Here is a 16,843-nt window from a genome sequence, read left to right as displayed (position 1 = left end):
CGGGGGTTTTTTGATGTCAGTCCTCACGCCGTGCAACATGCACCGCGCACAGGGCACGGCCCACGATCTTTGCGGCGGTAGACCCAAGCATCAGGCTATGAGTGCCAGGGCGATGCGACGCAACAACGATGCAATCAACCCCGTTTTCTTGCGCATAATCCAGCACCTCATGTGCCGGATCCCCCTCTGTCACAACGACGCGGCCATCCTCGAACGTCGACGCCAGCGCGCCCAGATCGGCAGTGATCGCCCGTTGCATATCCTCGCGCCAGTTATCCGGCAGATAGTCCAACGTGAACAGCGGCGCGGGTTCCATCACGTGAATCAGCGTGACCTTCGCCCCCGGCGCGGCCAGCGCGCGCGCAACTTGTAACGAGCGGGCGGCATCATGTTCGCCCTCATAGGCGACGGTAACAAGTAAATGGGAATACATGCGGCCTCCTGTCTGGTGTGGCACAGCCACTAAACCAAGAGAGGTCGCAGAAAGAAACCCGAAAAGTAAAACGCCCGGACGATCCGTCCGGGCGTTTAAGATGGCATGTTCGAAACGATTAACGCTTGGAGAACTGGAAGCTACGGCGGGCTTTCGCGCGGCCGAACTTCTTGCGTTCCACAACGCGGCTGTCGCGGGTCAGGAAGCCTGCCGCTTTCAGCGCAGCGCGCAAGGACGGATCGTAAAGCTGCAACGCTTTCGAAATGCCGTGCTTGACCGCGCCGGCCTGACCGGACAGGCCACCACCGGCAACCGTTGCGATCACGTCGAACTGGTCGACAACACCGGCCACCTGGAAAGGCTGGCGCAGGATCATCTGCAACACCGGGCGTGCGAAATACTTGGTGTAGTCGATGAACTGACCCTTGTTGTCGCGCACCAGCATCTTGCCGGAACCCGGCTTGATCCAGACACGGGCAACAGCGTCTTTGCGCTTGCCGGTCGCGTAGGAACGACCCAGCTCGTCACGGACGGCTTCGCGGACGGGTGCCTCTTCGGCAACCGGGGTGACGACCGATTTCAGATCGTCCAGCGTTTTCAGATCGTCGCTCATGGTCATGCGCTCCGCGTGTTCTTGGTGTTCATGGATTTGACATCCAGAACTTCGGGTTGCTGGGCTTCATGCGGATGCTCGGTGCCTGCATAGACGCGCAGGTTGGTCATCTGCTGGCGCGACAGCGGGCCGCCGGGCAGCATGCGCTTGACGGCCTGCATCAGCACGCGCTCGGGGAAGCGCCCTTCCAGAATCTGGCCGGTGGTGCGCGATTTGATGCCGCCGGGGTGGCCGGTGTGCCAGTAGTTCGGCTTGGCGCGCTTGTTGCCGGTGATCTGCACCTTTTCCGCGTTGATCACGATGACATTGTCACCCATGTCCATATGCGGAGTGAAAGAGGCTTTGTGCTTGCCGCGCAAGCGCATGGCGATGATCGAGGCAAGACGGCCCAGCACGACACCTTCGGCGTCGATGATGATCCATTTCTTCTCGATATCCGCCGGTTTGGCAGAGAAGGTTTTCATGACGAGACCCTTGAGAGAGAACATTTCAGCCCCCAACCGGGGCGCTGGGTGTCTTCTAAGGATATTCACGCTACGGTCAAGGGGCGTTGACTTGAATTAAATGAGTATAATCAGTGCATTACAATTTAGGTATTATATTACCCCAAATTTTTCGCCTCTGATTGAACTGCCCATTCGATCAATCCGTGGTCAAACCCGTTGCGGATGCTTGGCTTCACGATCTCGAAATACGGCGACAGGTCGAAGTCGCGCGGCACGAACAGCGAATGATGACGAATGTGGAATATCTCGCGCCGGGAATAGTCGGACCCGTGCGCGCGCGACCGGCGAATGTCGGGCAGGATCGGATAGCGCACCGATTGAAACGCTTGCGCGACCAGCGACGAGCAGATCGCCCGTGTCGGATCACCAGACCCAAGCGCCAGCATACGCCGACGAAAACGCACCGGGACAGGCGGAGTCGGGAACAGGTAGCGCGCAAGGTCGATGATGTTACGCAGATCGTATTCATACCCGATGCGGTCGATCATATAGCGCGCCACCGCCTTGCGTTCGGCCTCTGACAACCCAACCGCGCGGCAGATGCGGATATTCGCGCGCGCGTATTTCGACAGCGGCACAGCATGAACCCCGTCTTGCAGCGTCGCCTCGACCAGCATGTGCGGCCCCTGCCCCGGCAGCATATCACCCACATACAGGGCCGCATGTGACCATGTGCTTTGCGTCAGATACTTGATCGCGGTCGAAATCTTGGCCCGCCCCTCGACCAACAGCACATCGCCGCGCCGCAAAGTGCGCACCAAAGTGTCGGGGTCGAGCGCTGCACGCGGTTCGAATTGCGGGCGGTCGCGTTCCAACCATCGGCCCAGCGCCTGCCCGATGCGGTCACGGATGGAAATCGATTCACTCATATCAAACTCTTCGGCCTGCGCCCCAGCACCGTTACGTGCCTATTTCAGCCGGGGCGGTGTGTCGGGGTCCAGCCCCGGCGCTTTCATTTCAACCGGCTTGGCCGGTTGCGGCAGATCAAACCGCAAGCCCACGCGCGCCAATTCCGCCGCGCGTTGATCGTCAGACCCCAAAAAAGTCACATCCAACTGCCCCGCTTCCACACCCGAAAAGCCCAAAGCGCCCTGCACCGCCCGCGCCAGCGCGCTTTCGGCGCCAGGAGCGGCATCGACAAAAACCAGCATATGGCCGCGCACACCGCCCTCATATTCGGTGCCCACAAGATAAGCGAGCGCGGCCAGCCCCTCCATCCGCGCCAGACGCGCATCAAGCGCAGTCAACAAAGCCTCTGGCATCCCGCGTGGGGCGCGAAAGGCGGTGACACGGTTTTCCAGTTCTTCGGGCCGTTCCGACAGCGTTTCTGCCAACCACGCAAGTATCTCTGGCGGGAATACCCGCGCCGAGGGCGCGACCCCAAGGTTCAGCCCCAGCCCAAGATTGCTGCCCGCCAGCATCTCGACCACCACACGCCCCGGAAGCGCCGCGTAGGGGGCAGCCAAACCAGTGAATTCGGTCAAGCGGTCCTCACGGTCGAAGGCCAGCACAATCGGGCCATCCTCCAGTTCGAACACTTTTGGGTCCAGCTTGTCGCCCGTCGCTTCATGCTCCAGCAGCAGGAACAACTCACCCTCTGTCAGGCGTGCATAATAGCTCAGACGGGTCGGAATATCGTCCGGCGCGGCTTCTGTCGCGGCAAAGGCAAGGTCGAGCGGCGTATCGGTCATGGTCGGCCCCTGTGTTGTCCTGTGCCATGGCTAGAAGCCACGCGCCCGATTGGCAAGCCAACAGAATTGCATTTTGCTCAGGGCGCGCCTATTGAACATGTGAAGCACCAAGGACGCCCCATGCTCACCCGCGGCCATACCGCAAAACCCCTGACCGGCATCTCGTTGAATGTCGCGGCGCTGTTCGTGCTGGTCTGCATGGCCGCCTGCGTCAAGGCCGCAACCGCAGAGGTGCCCACGGGTCAGGCGGTATTCGCACGCGCCGCGTTCTCGCTGCCGCTGATCCTTGGGTGGATCGCGGCGCAAGGCCCGCTTTGGGATGGGTTGCGCATGGCCAGACCGGGCCACCACCTGCTGCGCGGCACGCTTGGCACGGTGGCGCTGTCGCTGAACTTTCTGGCGCTGTCACTGCTCCCTTTGCCCGAGGTGACCACCATCGGATTTGCCGCCCCTATGGTCACACTGGTTTTCGCCGTGGTCATCCTTGGCGAAAAGGTGCGGCTGGTGCGCTGGGGCGCGGTCATCATCGGCTTTGCAGGTGTGATGATCGTGGTCTGGCCGCGTCTGGGCATGGGCGGCGGCGCCGATAACCTTGCCCGGATCGGCGCATTTGCGGCGCTTGGGTCCGCCACCGCAGCGGCCTTGGTGAAAATTCTGCTGCGCCGGATGGTGGTGCAGGAAAGCACCCCCGCCATCGTGTTCTACTTCGCGCTGACGGCCAGCCTGATGGGCCTGTTGACGGCCCCCTTCGGTTGGGTCTGGCCCACGCCAGAAGTGGCCATGCTGCTGGTCGCCTCTGGCCTGTTGGGCGGCGTTGGGCAATTGATGATGACCGCCAGCTACCGCTATGCCGATGCCTCGGCGCTGGCCCCCTTCTGGTATGCGCAGCTTATCTTCGCCACGGTTCTGGGCTTTGTGCTGTTCGACGAGGTGCCAACCCCGCAAATGCTGGCAGGTGCCGGGCTGGTGATCGCGGCGGGTTTGCTGATCGCATGGCGCGAATCGCGGCTGGGCAAGGTGGCACCACGGCGCATAACGCCGCTATAGCAGGCCACGGGCAAATAAGGGCCATTTGCCAGCCATCGCGCACCGCGCGTGACGCTGTTCCAAGTTCACGCCCCAGCGCGGAACAGATGTTTTTCTGCCTTGGAATTCGGGCAAATTTCCGTCGCGCAGACAAGCGGCAGCTCCCGCCCCTATCCCTTGCGCGGCAGTCGGCACAGGCCTAGCTGAGCGACAACACATCACAACCGGAGGCTCTGACATGTTGCGCAAGACCGCCCTGACCCTGACACTGACCGCCCTGCCCGGCTTCGCCCTTGCCGCGCCCGAAGGTTGGCAGCCCCTGCTGGCACCGTCCGACCTGTCGGCGCTGCTGGAACGTGGCGAGGACATCCACATCATCCGCGTGACCGGTGACTTTGAGGCCGGCCATATCCCCGGCGCGGTCTTCTCGCCCTATTCCGAATGGCGGGCCGGCCCGACCAATCCCGGCGCGCTGAAGCCCGAACTGGAATACGAATCCGAGGCCGTGCGCGTCGGCGTCACCGCAGACCGCCCCACCGTGATCGTGCATAATGGCGACAGCCCATCCGACATGGGCGCCGCCGCGCGGGTGTATTGGACATTGAAATCCCTGGGCGTGCAGGATTTGGCGCTGCTCAATGGCGGGTATCAGGCTTGGGCCGCTGCTGGTCTGCCCACCGCCAAAGGCAAAGTTACACCAACAGAATCGGATTTCTACGCCGAATGGCGCGACGACTGGTATATTCCGACCTCTGAAGTTGTGGACCTGGTCGAGAGCGGCGAAGCCCGGCTGGTCGACAGCCGCCCCGAAGGCTTCTTCGAGGGGATCACCTGGTCCATCGCCCGCCCCGGCACCATCCGCAGCGCCGAAAACCTGCAATTCTCGCAATTCTTCGAGGATAGCCTGATGGTCGCCCCAGAGCGCGCCCGCGAAATCGCCGCCGAGCAAGGCTTGCAAGACGCCCCCGTAACCGTATCCTTCTGCAATACCGGCCATTGGGCCGCAATCAACTGGTTCGCCCTGAGCGAATTGGCAGAAGTTCCCAATACCCGGCTCTATGCGGAAAGCATGGCGGAATATACAATTCACGGCCACGCGCTCGACAATGAACCGAACCGCGTTGCATATCTGTGGCTCTCGACCAAACGCTGGGTAAACGGGTTGTTCTGACCTGCTTCATCTTGCTTTAAATACTCAAAACACCCCGGCCTGCCACATGCAGCGCCGGGGCATAACTTGAAAGGCCGACCATGCTGCGCCGCCGCCTGTTCGTTTCGCTGCTCCTTTTGTCCGCCCTGCTTTTTACCTTCGTCATGGCCGGCCCGCGCGCCGGTCTTCTCATGGCAATCGGCATCGGCTTTGGGCTGGTGCTGGAAGGGTTGCGCTTTGGCTTTGCCGGGCCTTGGCGCTTGATCGTGGTCGAACGCGACGGGCGGGGCTTGCTGGCGCAATTTGTTGCCATCGGTCTGGTGGCCTCTGTCGCCTTTCCACTGCTGGCCGCGCATGGGGGCGAATTGTCGGCGGCGCACGCGCCGGTCGGCTTGGGCATGATCCTTGGCGCTTTCGTGTTCGGCGCGGCGATGCAACTGGTCATGGGCTGCGGATCGGGGACACTTATCAATGCCGGATCGGGCAACCTTGTCGGGTTGATCGCACTTGTCGGCTTTATCGGTGGCAGTTTCGCGGGCAGCTTGCACTTGGGCTGGTGGACCGGACTGGCCAGCCTGCCGGTGATTTCCGTGCAGGGCGTGCTAGGGGCCGAAACGGGCCTTTATGCGACCCTTGTGGGGTTGGCCGCACTTGGGGCGCTGGTCATCTGGCGCGCAGCACCCGGCAAACGTCTGCCGCCTGCGCGGTTGTGGTGGGCGGCGGTGCTGATCGCGGCGCTGGCGCTGGCCAATCTGATCGTGGCAGGTCAGCCTTGGGGCATTGTCTACGGGCTTGGCCTGTGGGGCGCCAAGATCGCGCAGGCAGGGGGAGCAGACCTCGCCGCGTCCGGGTTCTGGGCCAATCCCGGCAATGCCGAGCGGTTGGGCGCGTCCATTCTGACAGATGTGACCTCACTTACCAATATCGGGCTGCTGCTGGGGGCTTTCGCCGTCATGCGGTTCCGGGCGGAACCGGGCGCCCCCGCGCAAGCCCTGACAACGCGCAGCTACGCGCTTGTGCTGCTGGCGGGGTTGGTGCTGGGCTATTCGGCACGCATGGCGTTCGGCTGTAATGTGGGCGCGTTCTTCAGCGGTATCTCGACCGGGTCGCTACATGGCTGGGTCTGGCTGGCTGCGGCCTTCGTAGGATCGACCCTTGGTCTGAAATTGCGCCCAGTCATCTTGCGCCCGGCCGCTCAGCCGAAAGGAGCCTTCGCATGACACTTGCCACCCTGCCCCGTCAGATCGTCGGTATCTCCGCAATCGCGCTGATTGGTGCGATCCTTGCGCTTGACCTTGCCCGCGTCGGCGCCCCCGACCTTTTCAGCGCGCCGCCCGCGCTGGCGCTTGGGTCCGGTCAGGCTCCGACCGGCGCGCATTGCACCGCGCAATAGCGCGGTCAATTCAGCAATTCGCCCGGTTCGACACCCCATAGCACACTGATGGGCAACCAGCCTTTGACATTACCGATCTGCAACTCGCACCACTCCGCCTCGCAGCTTTGGAGCACGCCGATCACGCCTTGCTCCAGCAAGGCCACGTCCCGCGCGTCGGCATTGGGATGCACGCGCAGGGGCGCCATATCCGCTTGCACCAGCGCCGTGCGTTCGCCCGACAACAGCGCAGAATGAATCCAGCCACCCTTGCCGTCCATATCCTCAATCCGGCGCCAGTGTTCGAACTCTGCTGTCACCCGCAACGGCATGTCACGCCGCTTATAGACCCAGTCAATCCGGTGCGACAGGTCAGGGCCGCGCCGGGCATTGGCCTCGTTCGTCTTGAGCGAGACGAAACGCGGCAAGGGCAGATTCGTGACCGGGCCGCGTTGCTGCGCCCACGCCGCCAGCGGAGAGGCCAGACCAACAGCCACTGCCATGACAGCTGCGGCGATCCGGTGGAAAGATCGTGTCATACGCCCATGCCCCGGCCTTTTCGGCCCGGTCCTTCTGAAAATTCTGCGTCCTGCCCGCCCCCGCACCCGCCGGACTGCAAAAGCCGGTCTTGTCGCGCGAGGAGATTGCAGGCAGTTTGCCATAAGAAACCCGACACACAAGAGATGAGCCCGCAACATGCCGAAATCCCGCCTGAGTGTTGTCGTAACGCGACGCCTGCCCGACGCGGTCGAAACCCGTCTGTCGGAATTGTTCGACCTGCGCCTGAACGAGACCGACGCGCCAATGGACCGCGCGGCCCTGATCGCGGCCATGCAGGATTGTGACGTTCTGGTGCCCACGCTGACAGACAATATCGACGCCGCGTTGCTGGCCCAGGCCAGCGAACGCCTGAAACTGATCGCCAATTACGGTGCCGGGGTGGACCATATCGACGTGGCCACGGCCCGCCAGCGGGGTATTCTTGTCACCAACACGCCCGGTGTCGTGACAGAAGACACCGCCGACATGGCCATGGCCCTGATGCTGGCGGTCACGCGCAACATTCCCGCCGGGCTGGCGCAGATGCAAGCGGGCGACTGGGCGGGCTGGTCGCCAATGGCCAATCTGGGCACACGCATCAACGGCAAACGCCTCGGGGTTCTGGGGATGGGACGAATCGGGCAAGCCGTTGCACGCCGCGCGCAGGCTTTCGGCATGCAGATCCATTATCACAACCGTCGCCGCCTGCGGCCCGAAGTGGAAAGCGCGCTAGAGGCCACATGGTGGGAAAGCCTTGACCAGATGGTGGCGCGCATGGACGTCATTTCGGTGAATTGCCCGCATACACCCGCGACCTTCCACCTGCTGAACGCCCGGCGGCTGAAGCTGCTGAAACCCTCTGCCATTATCGTCAACACCTCGCGCGGCGAGGTGATCGACGAAAATGCCCTGACACGCGGCCTGCGCGCGGGGGAAATTGCGGGCGCGGGGCTGGACGTGTTCGAGCGCGGGCGACAGGTGAACCCCCGGCTGCGCGAGCTGTCCAACGTGGTCTTGATGCCGCATATGGGGTCGGCCACGCGCGAAGGGCGGGCCGAGATGGGCGAAAAGGTTATTATCAACATCAAAACCTTCGCCGATGGCCACCGCCCGCCCGATCTTGTCTTGCCATCTATGCTGTAGGGCAGCGCGCCACTGCCGCCACGCAAACAGGCCGATCAAGCCGGCACAGCAGGCAGATATAGGCCGAAGAACGGTTAAAAGCGCGTCCCTCATATCAATGACAAGCGCTCCACCGGCATTGGGTCTGGATACGGCCGATACAGCCCCGCCTCTGCCCGGTCGATCATGCCGTGCATCTGGGAATAGGCCTGCGCCGCAGTATGATCGCCCTCTGCCAGATGGGCAAAGGCACGGTCCATCTGCGCCATGTCGTCGAATTCGACAACCAGCAGGAAATCCCCAAAGCCCGCACCCGCCAGCCGCAGCTTGCGCCGTGACAAGTGCCAGCCGCTTAGCTTGCCCGCAGCCTGCAATATCCCGAACCACAGCGCCACGGCCCGCGCGAAAGCCAGTTCATTGGCATTCGGTTTCAGGTCTATCATGCAATGGTAGCGGGTCATTTTCACATGCCTGTTCAACTCCATGGCATGACCGTAACAACGCCCCGTGAAGAAAGGTTTAACCCCGCAGCCGCAGACTCAAAAGCCACAAACCCGCCAAACCGAAGGACAAAACCGCGTTCCAGCTTGCCATGGACAGGCCCAGCATCTCCCACGGCACCTCGTCGCAGCGCACCACGGGCGCGGCCATGATCTGGTTCAGCAATTCCTGCGCGGTCAGCCCCGACAGATCGCCCCCCGATGTGCAACTGGACGGGCCTTCCCACCAGCCGCGCTCGACCCCGGTGTGGTAAACCCCGATCACGCCCGACCCGGCGGTTCCCAACGCCCCCAGCACAGCCCACGGCCCCGGCAGGATCAGCCCGGCGCCGGCAACCAGTGCGACGACATGCGGCCAGCGTTGCCAGATACACAGCGCACAGGGTGCCATGCCGCCAATATACTGGAAGGCCAGCGCCCCCAGCAGCAACCCGGCCGATCCGGCCAATGCCAGCATTTGAACCCGTCTGGAGCGCGTCACAGAAACCTCACCGCGTAAAACCCGCCGACCAGCAACACCACAAACACGATGAAAACAAGCCCAAGGCGTTTTTCGATGAAATCACGAATCGGTGCGCCGAATTTCCACAACAGTGCCGCCACGATGAAAAACCGCAGCGCCCGCGCGATGATAGACGCGACAATGAAGACCGGCAGTGACAGCGCGGTTGCGCCCGACAGGATGGTGATAACCTTGTAGGGAAAGGGCGTGACCCCCGCGATCAACACGGCCCAAGCGCCAAATTCGGCGTAACGCGCGGAAAATTCTGCGAAATAGGCGTCTTTGCCGTAAAATTCCAACACCGGCCGGCCCACCAGTTCGAACGCACCTGCGCCAATCCAGTAGCCCAGCAGGCCGCCGGCCACTGACGCGACCGTCGCAATCGCCGCGATTAAAAAAGCGCGCGACGGGCGGGCAATTATCATCGGGATCATCAGCACATCGGGTGGGATGGGAAAAACCGAAGATTCGATGAACGCGACAAAAGCCAAAACCCAGAGTGCATGACGGTGACTGGCCATGGACAATGTCCAGTTGTAAAGCGATTTCAACACCTTATGTGCCCTTTTATCTTGCTAAAAATACTCTGGGGTCGTTATGGATGCGCCATTGGTTCAAGCATCAATGGCTATGGTAGCGCCCGGTCACGACGCAGGCAGCCTTAGCCCCATCCCTTGCAATCCCCAAGCCACCATCTCGGCCAGAACCTCGTCCGAGGCTACGTTAAACCCGTTCACAAGCGTCAGCGTTTCAGTGCCCTCGACCGGCACCGCGGCGCTGAAAACCCGCCGCGCCACCACCCGCGCGTCGCTTTCGCGCACCAGACGTGCGGTCAGGCGCAACCGGATTGTGGCGGTGTCGTCGTCGCCCAATTCGGCCTGAAAATCCGTAATCTCGCTGATGAGCGCGAAATCCCCCACCGCACCCAAAGGTCTGCGCCCTACATAGGACAACGCGCCGGTGTCCTCGAAGGCACGCAGCGCCATGGTCTGCCACATCGCAGGCAATTCGGACGCCCAACGCCCATCGGGCAGATACAGCGATTGCACCGGGTTGGGTTTGACAAGAATCCGGTCCGTATCAAGCGCGCCAGAGGTCGTCGGTGGCTCTATGCTCAGCGCCCTGTTCAAGCTGCGCCCGGCTTGCGGCATGTCCGACGGCGCGCGCAATTCATAAGCATCAAGCGGGATCGCGGCCTTGTTCAACGCCGACACAGCGCCACAGCCGCCAAGCGCCAGAAGGCTTGCGAAAACAACACCTAATCGAGCATTCTTCATCTTCTGAACTCCGGTGTCTGACTGTTGAGCAGCAGGCGCGCAGGGTCGCTGTCCAGCTTGCGCGCCAGCCCATCCAGATTGGCAATCAAGCCGCGCGCCTCACGCGCCAGTTGCGTGATGTTGGGAAGGCCCGCAGCGGTGAAATCCCGCACCGGGCCGGCGCTGTCACGCACCACCGCGCCCAGATCATCGAAGGTGCGCGCGGCACTGGCGGCAGTCGCGCGCAGATCGGCGGTAACGGCGGGAATATCGGCAGAGACCGCGTCGACCGCTGCCCCCAAGCGGTCCAGCACATCCCGCAAATCGGCGGTGATGGCCGCGACATCCTCATTGATGACCCGGTCAGCGCCGACAAAGGCCCGCTCAGCGGCTTCCAGCGCGCCCTCTCCGGTCTCTAAGGCGCGGTTGATCGCTTCCAGCGTTGTGTTTGCTTTGCCAAAGGTTTCCGTAACCTGGTCAAGGGCTTGCAGGCCGGATGTGCTGAGCGCATCAATGTTGCCCGAGACGTTGCTGAGGTCATTTCCAACCGTCTCGACAACGCCGCGCACCTCGGCGGTCGCGGCGCGAATATCGGACATGATGACCGGCAGATCATTTTCAGCCACTTGCGCCACGCTGTCGATGGCGCTGGTCGCACGAGAGACCATCTCACGCGCTTCCGACACCAGCATACTGCCTTCGCCGCTGACCAGCGTTTCAACACTGTCGGACATCTGCTCGACCGATTGCAAGGTGGTTTCGGCGCGCTCCAGAAGCGGCTCCAGCAGCGCAAGCGCCGGGTCAAGCGCCTCCATCCGCTCGGTCGCGGCCTGCCCGGTGCGTGACAGCTCCGAGAACATGCCAGTCGCCTCACGGCTTGCAGTTTCCAACTCGGTGCGCAGCGCAGTCGCATCCGCACGCAACTGGACGACCATTTCGGTCAGGTCTTGCGCGACAAAGGAATCAACCGTTTCCAGTGTTTGTGTGCCAGTCTCGAACGCGATGCGCGCATTGGTCGCCACCAGCGCGCCTTCATCCACGGCAAATTGCAGGCTTTCGAGCGCTTTTTCAGCCTGAAGCAATATCGGCTCCAGATTGCCGGCAAATTCCGCAAAGGTCTGTGTCGCGGCCTCGATCGTGTCGGTAAAGCCCGCGAAACTGTCCAATGCGCGCGAAATCTCGCCCGAGGAGGATTCAAGATTTATCAATATATTCTGGATCCTTGTGCGATTTTCTTCGCCAAGGATGGCATTGACCTGTTCGACCACCTGCAAGGCTTCGTCCAGGATGCGCGGCGCCCCTTCGGTCAAGGACTGGATGGTCGAGCGTCCGGACTCGAGCACCGGCACATCGCTGCGGTCATTGATGAGAGCCGCGGTCAGGCTACCCGGCGAAAGCGCAACATAGGCCACGCCGGTAATGCCGGAACTGTCCACCACCGCCACCGTATCGGCACGCACGGGTGTTTCGCGTTCCACCTCGAGCGAGACAAGCACCGTTCCGTCCTGATCGGGCGACAGGCGAATATCGACCACCCGCCCGACCGGCAGGCCTGCAAAGGTCACATCGGCGGCGGGTGACAGGCCCGCGACACTGTCGAATCGGACATCGTAATAGGCGTATTGCTGGTCGAAGCTGATTTTGCCGAAGGCCAGGAAAAAGCCCAGCACCCCAAGGAACCCAAGCAGCGCAAACACGCCGACAAGAACGTAATTTGCTTTTGTTTCCATGGGTTACTGCGCCTTTTCCTTGGTGGCAATCGCGGCACGCGCGCGCGGACCGTGGAAATATTCATGCACCCATGGGTGGTCGATCTTCAGCATCTCTTCCATCGTGCCTGTATACTTCACACGCTTGTCCGCCAAAACCGCGATTCGGTCACAGGTGGCGTGCAACGTGTCCAGATCATGGGTCACAAGGAACACGGTCAGCCCCATCGCGCGGCTAAGCCCCTTGATAAGTTCGTCAAATGCAGAAGCGCCAATCGGGTCCAGCCCTGCCGTGGGTTCGTCCAGAAACACGATTTCGGGGTCGAGCGCCAGCGCGCGCGCCAGCCCCGCGCGTTTGCGCATACCGCCCGACAGTTCGGACGGGTAGTTGTCGCCCGCCTTGTAGGGCAACCCCGACATGGCAATTTTCAGGTCCGCCAAGTCGCGGCGCAGCCCGGCATCAAGACCGTCAATTGTGCGCAGCGGCACTTCGACATTCTCGCGCACGGTCAGGCTGGAAAAAAGCGCGCCGTCTTGAAACATCACACCCATACGCTGGTCAATCTCCAGCCGGGCCGCTTCCGTGCAGTTGAGCGCGTCCTGACCGAATATCTCTATGGTGCCCGCCTGTGGCGGGCGCAGTCCGGCAATGCAGCGCAACAGCACCGATTTTCCGCTACCCGACCCGCCGACAACACCCAACACCTCTCCGCGATAGACATCAAGGTCGAGGTTTTCATGCACCGTGTGCGGCCCGAACGCATTGCGTATGCCGCGCAGTTTTATGACCACGTCCTGCGACATCAGATATCCATCATGGCAAAAAAGACAGAAAACAGGGCATCTGCCACGATGACGGCGAAAATGGCGCGCACCACGGCGGCAGAGGTCTGGGCACCAAGGCTTTCGGCATTGCCACGCACCTGCATCCCGGCATGGCAGCCGATCACCCCGATGATAAGCGCGAAAACCGGCGCCTTGATAAAGCCGACCATGACATGGTTGGTGCCGGTTTCTGCCAGCAGACGCGCCAGAAAGACGGCAGGCGACACGCCCAGTTCAATCCATGACATCAGTGCGCCGCCCAACAGGCCCATGAAATTGGCCACCGCGCCCAAAATGGGCAGCGTAATCAGCAACGCCAGAATACGTGGCACGAACAGCACCATAGCCGGATCAATCGCCAATGTGCGCATGGCGTCGATTTCCTCGCGCATTTTCATGGAGCCGATCGCGGCGGTAAAACTGGACGCGGTGCGCCCTGCCACGATGATGGCTGTCAAAAGAATGCCCAATTCGCGCAAGATGGAAATGGCGATCAGGTCGACGACGAAAATCTCGGCCCCGAACTGGCGCAACTGCACAGCGCCCTGAAAGGCCAGCACCACCCCGATGAGAAAAGACATAAGCGAGACAATCGGCACCGCGCGCCACCCCACCTGATCGGCGTGATGAACCAGCGCCGTCATCGGCAATTGCCCCGGATGCCGGGCTATCTGACCCAGCCGCGCAAGGAACAAGCCCAGCATACCTGTAATCTCTTGCAAAAAGCTGCCGCCGCTCACGACCATGCGGCCAATGCCTTCCAATAGCTGCGACAGTGACCAATTTCGCGCGGTTTGTTCGGGCGGCTCCGGGATAGAGGCCGCGACCCGCTCTAACAGGGCCGCATGATCGGCCTGTGCGCCGCGCATATGCAGGCGCTCGGCATGGCGGTGAAGCAGATAGGCGCCTGCCGTGTCCAACCGTGTCAGCCCCGACAGGTCCAGTGTTCCGCTGGCGCGGGGCAAATCCGCTGCCACGGCCGAAACATAGCGCACCGTCAACGCCCCGGACAGTTGCCAGTCCTGCCCGCCCCCGTCCAGCACGGCGGGCTGAGGTTCCAGGATTTGCGACGCGGGCGCGTCTGACGGGTCGGCGGTTGCGGTCAAAACGGCGCTTTCGTTTGGGTCCGAGTCACCCCTTATACCTTGGCGCGACTGCACCCGCCATGGCCGCAAACCGTTGCGGATGCAGGCTGCGTGTTTTCCGGGCAAATCGGGTGACTGGTGCCGGCAGAGGGACTTGAACCCCCGACCTTCGGTTTACAAAACCGCTGCTCTACCAACTGAGCTATGCCGGCGTGGAGCGGGAATTAGCCCAAGCCGCGCGCAAGCGCAATCGGGGATCGCAACAGCTTTGCTTAATCGCGCGCAAAATGCTGCACGAAATTCGCAAGCACCCGGCCCGAAGCCTCTGTGCGCACATCAGCGCAGGCCGCCGTCAGCTCCGCCGCGCGTTCGGGTGGGAAATAGCCTTTGTCCTTGTAGACCGCGATGCGCAGGGCGAAATTTGCGCCATCGGCTTCGGGGTGGAACTGCGTGGCATAAATGCGACCACCGTAGCGCAGCATCTGGATCGGGCAGCGGTCGCCTTGCAGCAAGTGAACGGCACCGGGCGGCAGCGCGTCAAGCGCCTCTTTATGGCCGACAAGGGCGGTCATTTCATCGGGCAGCCCTTCGAGCAGCGGATCAGCCGCGCCCTCTGGTCGGCGGCGGCAGATGATCGGGCCGACATCTTCGCCGTGATGGTCTTGCGAAACAGGCGCACCAAGGAACCGGCCCAGAATACCGATACCGTAGCAGCACCCCAGAAACGGCGTGCCGCTGTCAGCAATGCGCGGCATCAGCGACAGGATTTGCGCTTCGATCCGCGCCTCCATAGGGGTTTTCTTCGCTGGCGGGTCGCTGACACATCCCGGCCCGCCCCCGACAATGACACCGCTATGCGCGCCAAGGTCCAGATCGCCGGGCAGCGTCTGCTGATCCAGCCGGATGCGGCGCGTATCGTCCGCGGCTAATCCGGCACGCCGCAGGATGGCGGCGTATTCGTCATCTGCCACATCCGCTTCGGGGCGCAACTGTATGACAAGGAACGGCTTCATCTAACTTCTCCAGAACCGGGGGAAGAACAGGACCAGCACTGCCAGAACCTCTAGCCGGCCCAGATACATGCCAAGCATCATCAGCCATTTCGCCACGGTCGAGAATTGATCCACCGCGCCGGTTGGCCCCACTTCGGGCCCGAAAGCCGGACCGACATTGCAGATCGCGGTCCAGGCGGCGGTCAGGGCGGTGCGGGTATCCAGCCCACTCAGCGCCAGCGCGGCGGCCAGAAGCGCGAAAATTCCCGCAAAGGCGGTGAACATCACAATAACAGAGGACACCACATCCTCTTCCAACCGTTTGCCCCCAAGCCGCAGCGCCACCACCTGATGCGGGCTGCCAAGCTGCCGCATCCGCAGCTTGATCGCCTCGAACAGCACCAAAAAGCGGAACACTTTCAGCGAACACCCGGTAGAGGCCGTGCAGGCCCCGATGAAGCCCACCAGCATGACCACCATCAACGGGAAATCACCCCATGCCGAGACATCCTCGCTGCCATAGCCTGTGCCCGTGAACAGCGTGACCACATTGAACAAAGTGCCGCGCAGAATATCAAGCAGCGTGCCCTCTTCTGTGGCGAAACGATACAGCACGATCACGCCCACCGCATAGGCAATCCAGCGCAGGAAGGCGCGCACCTGCACGTCTTGCAGCAACGCCGTGGGTTGACCGCCCATCAACTGGATCAACCGGATAAAAGGTAACCCCGCCAGCACCATGAACAGCACCGAGACATATTCCAGCGGGCCGGTAAATGCCGCGAAGGACTGGTCTGTGGTGGAAAACCCACCCGTGGCGACCGTTGTCAGTCCGTGGTTCAGCGCGTCGAACCCGCCCATGCCGAACGCCATGTAAGCGATGATCGCCGCCAAGGTCAGCGCAAGGTAGACCTGCAACAGCGCGCGCGAGATGTCGTAGACCCGCGGCATGATCTTGCCCAGCGTGTCAAACCCTTCGGACTGGAAATGCTGCATCCCGCCCACACGCAGCACCGGCAAAAACACCAGCGCCACGACAACAATGCCCAAGCCACCCAGCCATTGCAGGATGGAGCGCCACAGCAACACCCCGCGCGGCATGTCATCCAGCCCCACGAACACCGTGGTTCCGGTTGTGGTCATACCCGATATCGCCTCGAAATAGGCATCGGTCCAGCTTGCCTGCGGGGCGCCGATCATGAAGGGCACCGATGCAAACGCGGGCAGCACCAGCCAAAGGCTGCTGGCCAGAAGAAAGGACTGTCGCCGCCCAAGCCCAACGCCCAGCGAATTGCGGGTTGCCCCGGCCAAAAGCCCCCCCACCAAGAGAGAGGCAAACCCCGACAGCGCAAAGCCACGCCAATTCGGGTCGCCACGGCTTAGGTCCAGCGCCATGGGCAGCAGCATCAACGCGCCAAGCGTAAAAGTCAGCAGGCCGACCAGGTAGATGACAGGGCGAAGGTCCAACATGACGCGCAGCCTTTGTCGCTGCGCGCCCGGCTGTCAAGCGCGCAATAGAGG

20 protein-coding genes and 1 tRNA gene are annotated in these 16,843 nt (G+C 62.2%); 5 read left to right on the top strand and 16 right to left on the bottom strand.

Features of this window, described 5'->3' with window-relative positions; genetic code table 11:
• Positions 1 to 16: 16 nt before the first annotated feature.
• The 5 genes from M3N55_RS01075 to M3N55_RS01055 form a co-directional block, all read right to left on the bottom strand.
• Positions 17 to 433, bottom strand: a complete 417-nt coding sequence (locus M3N55_RS01075; protein WP_249055548.1) for a universal stress protein — start codon at positions 431 to 433, stop codon at positions 17 to 19.
• Between the two features lie 118 nt (positions 434 to 551).
• Positions 552 to 1,046, bottom strand: a complete 495-nt coding sequence (gene rpsI, locus M3N55_RS01070) for a 30S ribosomal protein S9 (protein WP_249055545.1) — start codon at positions 1,044 to 1,046, stop codon at positions 552 to 554.
• A 2-nt stretch (positions 1,047 to 1,048) separates the two neighbouring features.
• Entirely contained in the window at positions 1,049 to 1,510 is a 462-nt protein-coding gene (gene rplM / locus M3N55_RS01065) for a 50S ribosomal protein L13 (RefSeq protein ID WP_121093098.1), read from the bottom strand.
• A gap of 137 nt (positions 1,511 to 1,647) precedes the next feature.
• Positions 1,648 to 2,421 carry a YiiX/YebB-like N1pC/P60 family cysteine hydrolase gene (locus tag M3N55_RS01060; protein ID WP_249055543.1) on the bottom strand — a complete coding sequence of 258 codons (774 nt, stop codon included), beginning with the start codon at positions 2,419 to 2,421 and terminating at the stop codon, positions 1,648 to 1,650.
• 39 nt (positions 2,422 to 2,460) lie between these two features.
• Positions 2,461 to 3,243, bottom strand: coding sequence for an SseB family protein (locus M3N55_RS01055; protein ID WP_249055541.1), 783 nt, complete (start codon positions 3,241 to 3,243; stop codon positions 2,461 to 2,463).
• A gap of 120 nt (positions 3,244 to 3,363) precedes the next feature.
• Between M3N55_RS01055 and M3N55_RS01050 the strand changes: the two genes are divergently transcribed.
• The 4 genes from M3N55_RS01050 (at position 3,364) to M3N55_RS01035 (ending at position 6,812) form a co-directional block, all read left to right on the top strand.
• Entirely contained in the window at positions 3,364 to 4,290 is a 927-nt protein-coding gene (locus M3N55_RS01050) for a DMT family transporter (RefSeq protein ID WP_249055539.1), read from the top strand.
• Between the two features lie 217 nt (positions 4,291 to 4,507).
• Positions 4,508 to 5,440 carry a sulfurtransferase gene (locus tag M3N55_RS01045; protein WP_249055536.1) on the top strand — a complete coding sequence of 311 codons (933 nt, stop codon included), beginning with the start codon at positions 4,508 to 4,510 and terminating at the stop codon, positions 5,438 to 5,440.
• Positions 5,441 to 5,520: 80 nt separating this feature from the next.
• Complete coding sequence (locus M3N55_RS01040) at positions 5,521 to 6,639, top strand: YeeE/YedE family protein (RefSeq protein ID WP_249055535.1); 1,119 nt, start codon at positions 5,521 to 5,523, stop codon at positions 6,637 to 6,639.
• A complete protein-coding gene (locus M3N55_RS01035) occupies positions 6,636 to 6,812 on the top strand; it encodes a hypothetical protein (protein ID WP_249055532.1) in 177 nt (58 codons plus the stop codon). Before M3N55_RS01040 ends, M3N55_RS01035 begins: the two co-directional genes overlap by 4 nt.
• Before the next feature lie 5 nt (positions 6,813 to 6,817).
• Here the strand turns inward: M3N55_RS01035 and M3N55_RS01030 are convergent, their stop codons facing one another.
• A complete protein-coding gene (locus M3N55_RS01030; RefSeq protein ID WP_249055530.1) occupies positions 6,818 to 7,330 on the bottom strand; it encodes an SH3 domain-containing protein in 513 nt (170 codons plus the stop codon).
• A gap of 157 nt (positions 7,331 to 7,487) precedes the next feature.
• Here M3N55_RS01030 and M3N55_RS01025 point away from each other — a divergent pair, with 157 nt between their 5' ends.
• Positions 7,488 to 8,474 (top strand): 2-hydroxyacid dehydrogenase, encoded by a 987-nt coding sequence (locus M3N55_RS01025; RefSeq protein ID WP_249055529.1) that lies wholly within the window; start codon positions 7,488 to 7,490, stop codon positions 8,472 to 8,474.
• Positions 8,475 to 8,563: 89 nt separating this feature from the next.
• Here the strand turns inward: M3N55_RS01025 and M3N55_RS01020 are convergent, their stop codons facing one another.
• The 10 genes from M3N55_RS01020 to M3N55_RS00975 all read right to left on the bottom strand — a co-directional run bounded on the left by M3N55_RS01020 (position 8,564) and on the right by M3N55_RS00975 (position 16,792).
• Entirely contained in the window at positions 8,564 to 8,914 is a 351-nt protein-coding gene (locus M3N55_RS01020; protein ID WP_249055528.1) for a DUF6614 family protein, read from the bottom strand.
• A 58-nt stretch (positions 8,915 to 8,972) separates the two neighbouring features.
• Entirely contained in the window at positions 8,973 to 9,434 is a 462-nt protein-coding gene (locus M3N55_RS01015; protein WP_249055526.1) for a disulfide bond formation protein B, read from the bottom strand.
• Positions 9,431 to 10,009, bottom strand: coding sequence for a YqaA family protein (locus tag M3N55_RS01010; RefSeq protein ID WP_249055525.1), 579 nt, complete (start codon positions 10,007 to 10,009; stop codon positions 9,431 to 9,433). Before M3N55_RS01010 ends, M3N55_RS01015 begins: the two co-directional genes overlap by 4 nt.
• 90 nt (positions 10,010 to 10,099) lie before the next feature.
• A complete protein-coding gene (locus M3N55_RS01005; RefSeq protein ID WP_249055524.1) occupies positions 10,100 to 10,732 on the bottom strand; it encodes an ABC-type transport auxiliary lipoprotein family protein in 633 nt (210 codons plus the stop codon).
• The gene (locus M3N55_RS01000) at positions 10,729 to 12,441 is read right to left on the bottom strand and encodes an MlaD family protein (RefSeq protein WP_249055522.1); all 1,713 of its coding nucleotides are present in this window, start codon (positions 12,439 to 12,441) and stop codon (positions 10,729 to 10,731) included. The genes M3N55_RS01005 and M3N55_RS01000 overlap by 4 nt, the downstream gene beginning before the upstream one ends.
• Before the next feature lie 3 nt (positions 12,442 to 12,444).
• Positions 12,445 to 13,224 (bottom strand): ABC transporter ATP-binding protein, encoded by a 780-nt coding sequence (locus tag M3N55_RS00995; protein ID WP_249055521.1) that lies wholly within the window; start codon positions 13,222 to 13,224, stop codon positions 12,445 to 12,447.
• Positions 13,224 to 14,351 carry an ABC transporter permease gene (locus M3N55_RS00990; protein WP_428982573.1) on the bottom strand — a complete coding sequence of 376 codons (1,128 nt, stop codon included), beginning with the start codon at positions 14,349 to 14,351 and terminating at the stop codon, positions 13,224 to 13,226. Before M3N55_RS00990 ends, M3N55_RS00995 begins: the two co-directional genes overlap by 1 nt.
• 115 nt (positions 14,352 to 14,466) lie before the next feature.
• A tRNA-Thr gene (locus M3N55_RS00985) sits at positions 14,467 to 14,542 on the bottom strand.
• 60 nt (positions 14,543 to 14,602) lie between these two features.
• A complete protein-coding gene (locus M3N55_RS00980; protein ID WP_249055520.1) occupies positions 14,603 to 15,343 on the bottom strand; it encodes a glutamine amidotransferase in 741 nt (246 codons plus the stop codon).
• Entirely contained in the window at positions 15,344 to 16,792 is a 1,449-nt protein-coding gene (locus M3N55_RS00975; RefSeq protein WP_249055518.1) for a TrkH family potassium uptake protein, read from the bottom strand.
• Between the last annotated feature and the right edge of the window lie 51 nt (positions 16,793 to 16,843).

Source organism: Roseinatronobacter domitianus (genome assembly GCF_023336755.1).
In the GTDB taxonomy this organism is placed as follows: domain Bacteria; phylum Pseudomonadota; class Alphaproteobacteria; order Rhodobacterales; family Rhodobacteraceae; genus Roseinatronobacter; species Roseinatronobacter domitianus.
Note: the sequence above shows the minus strand (reverse complement) of the source record. Positions and strands in the feature narration are given on the sequence as shown.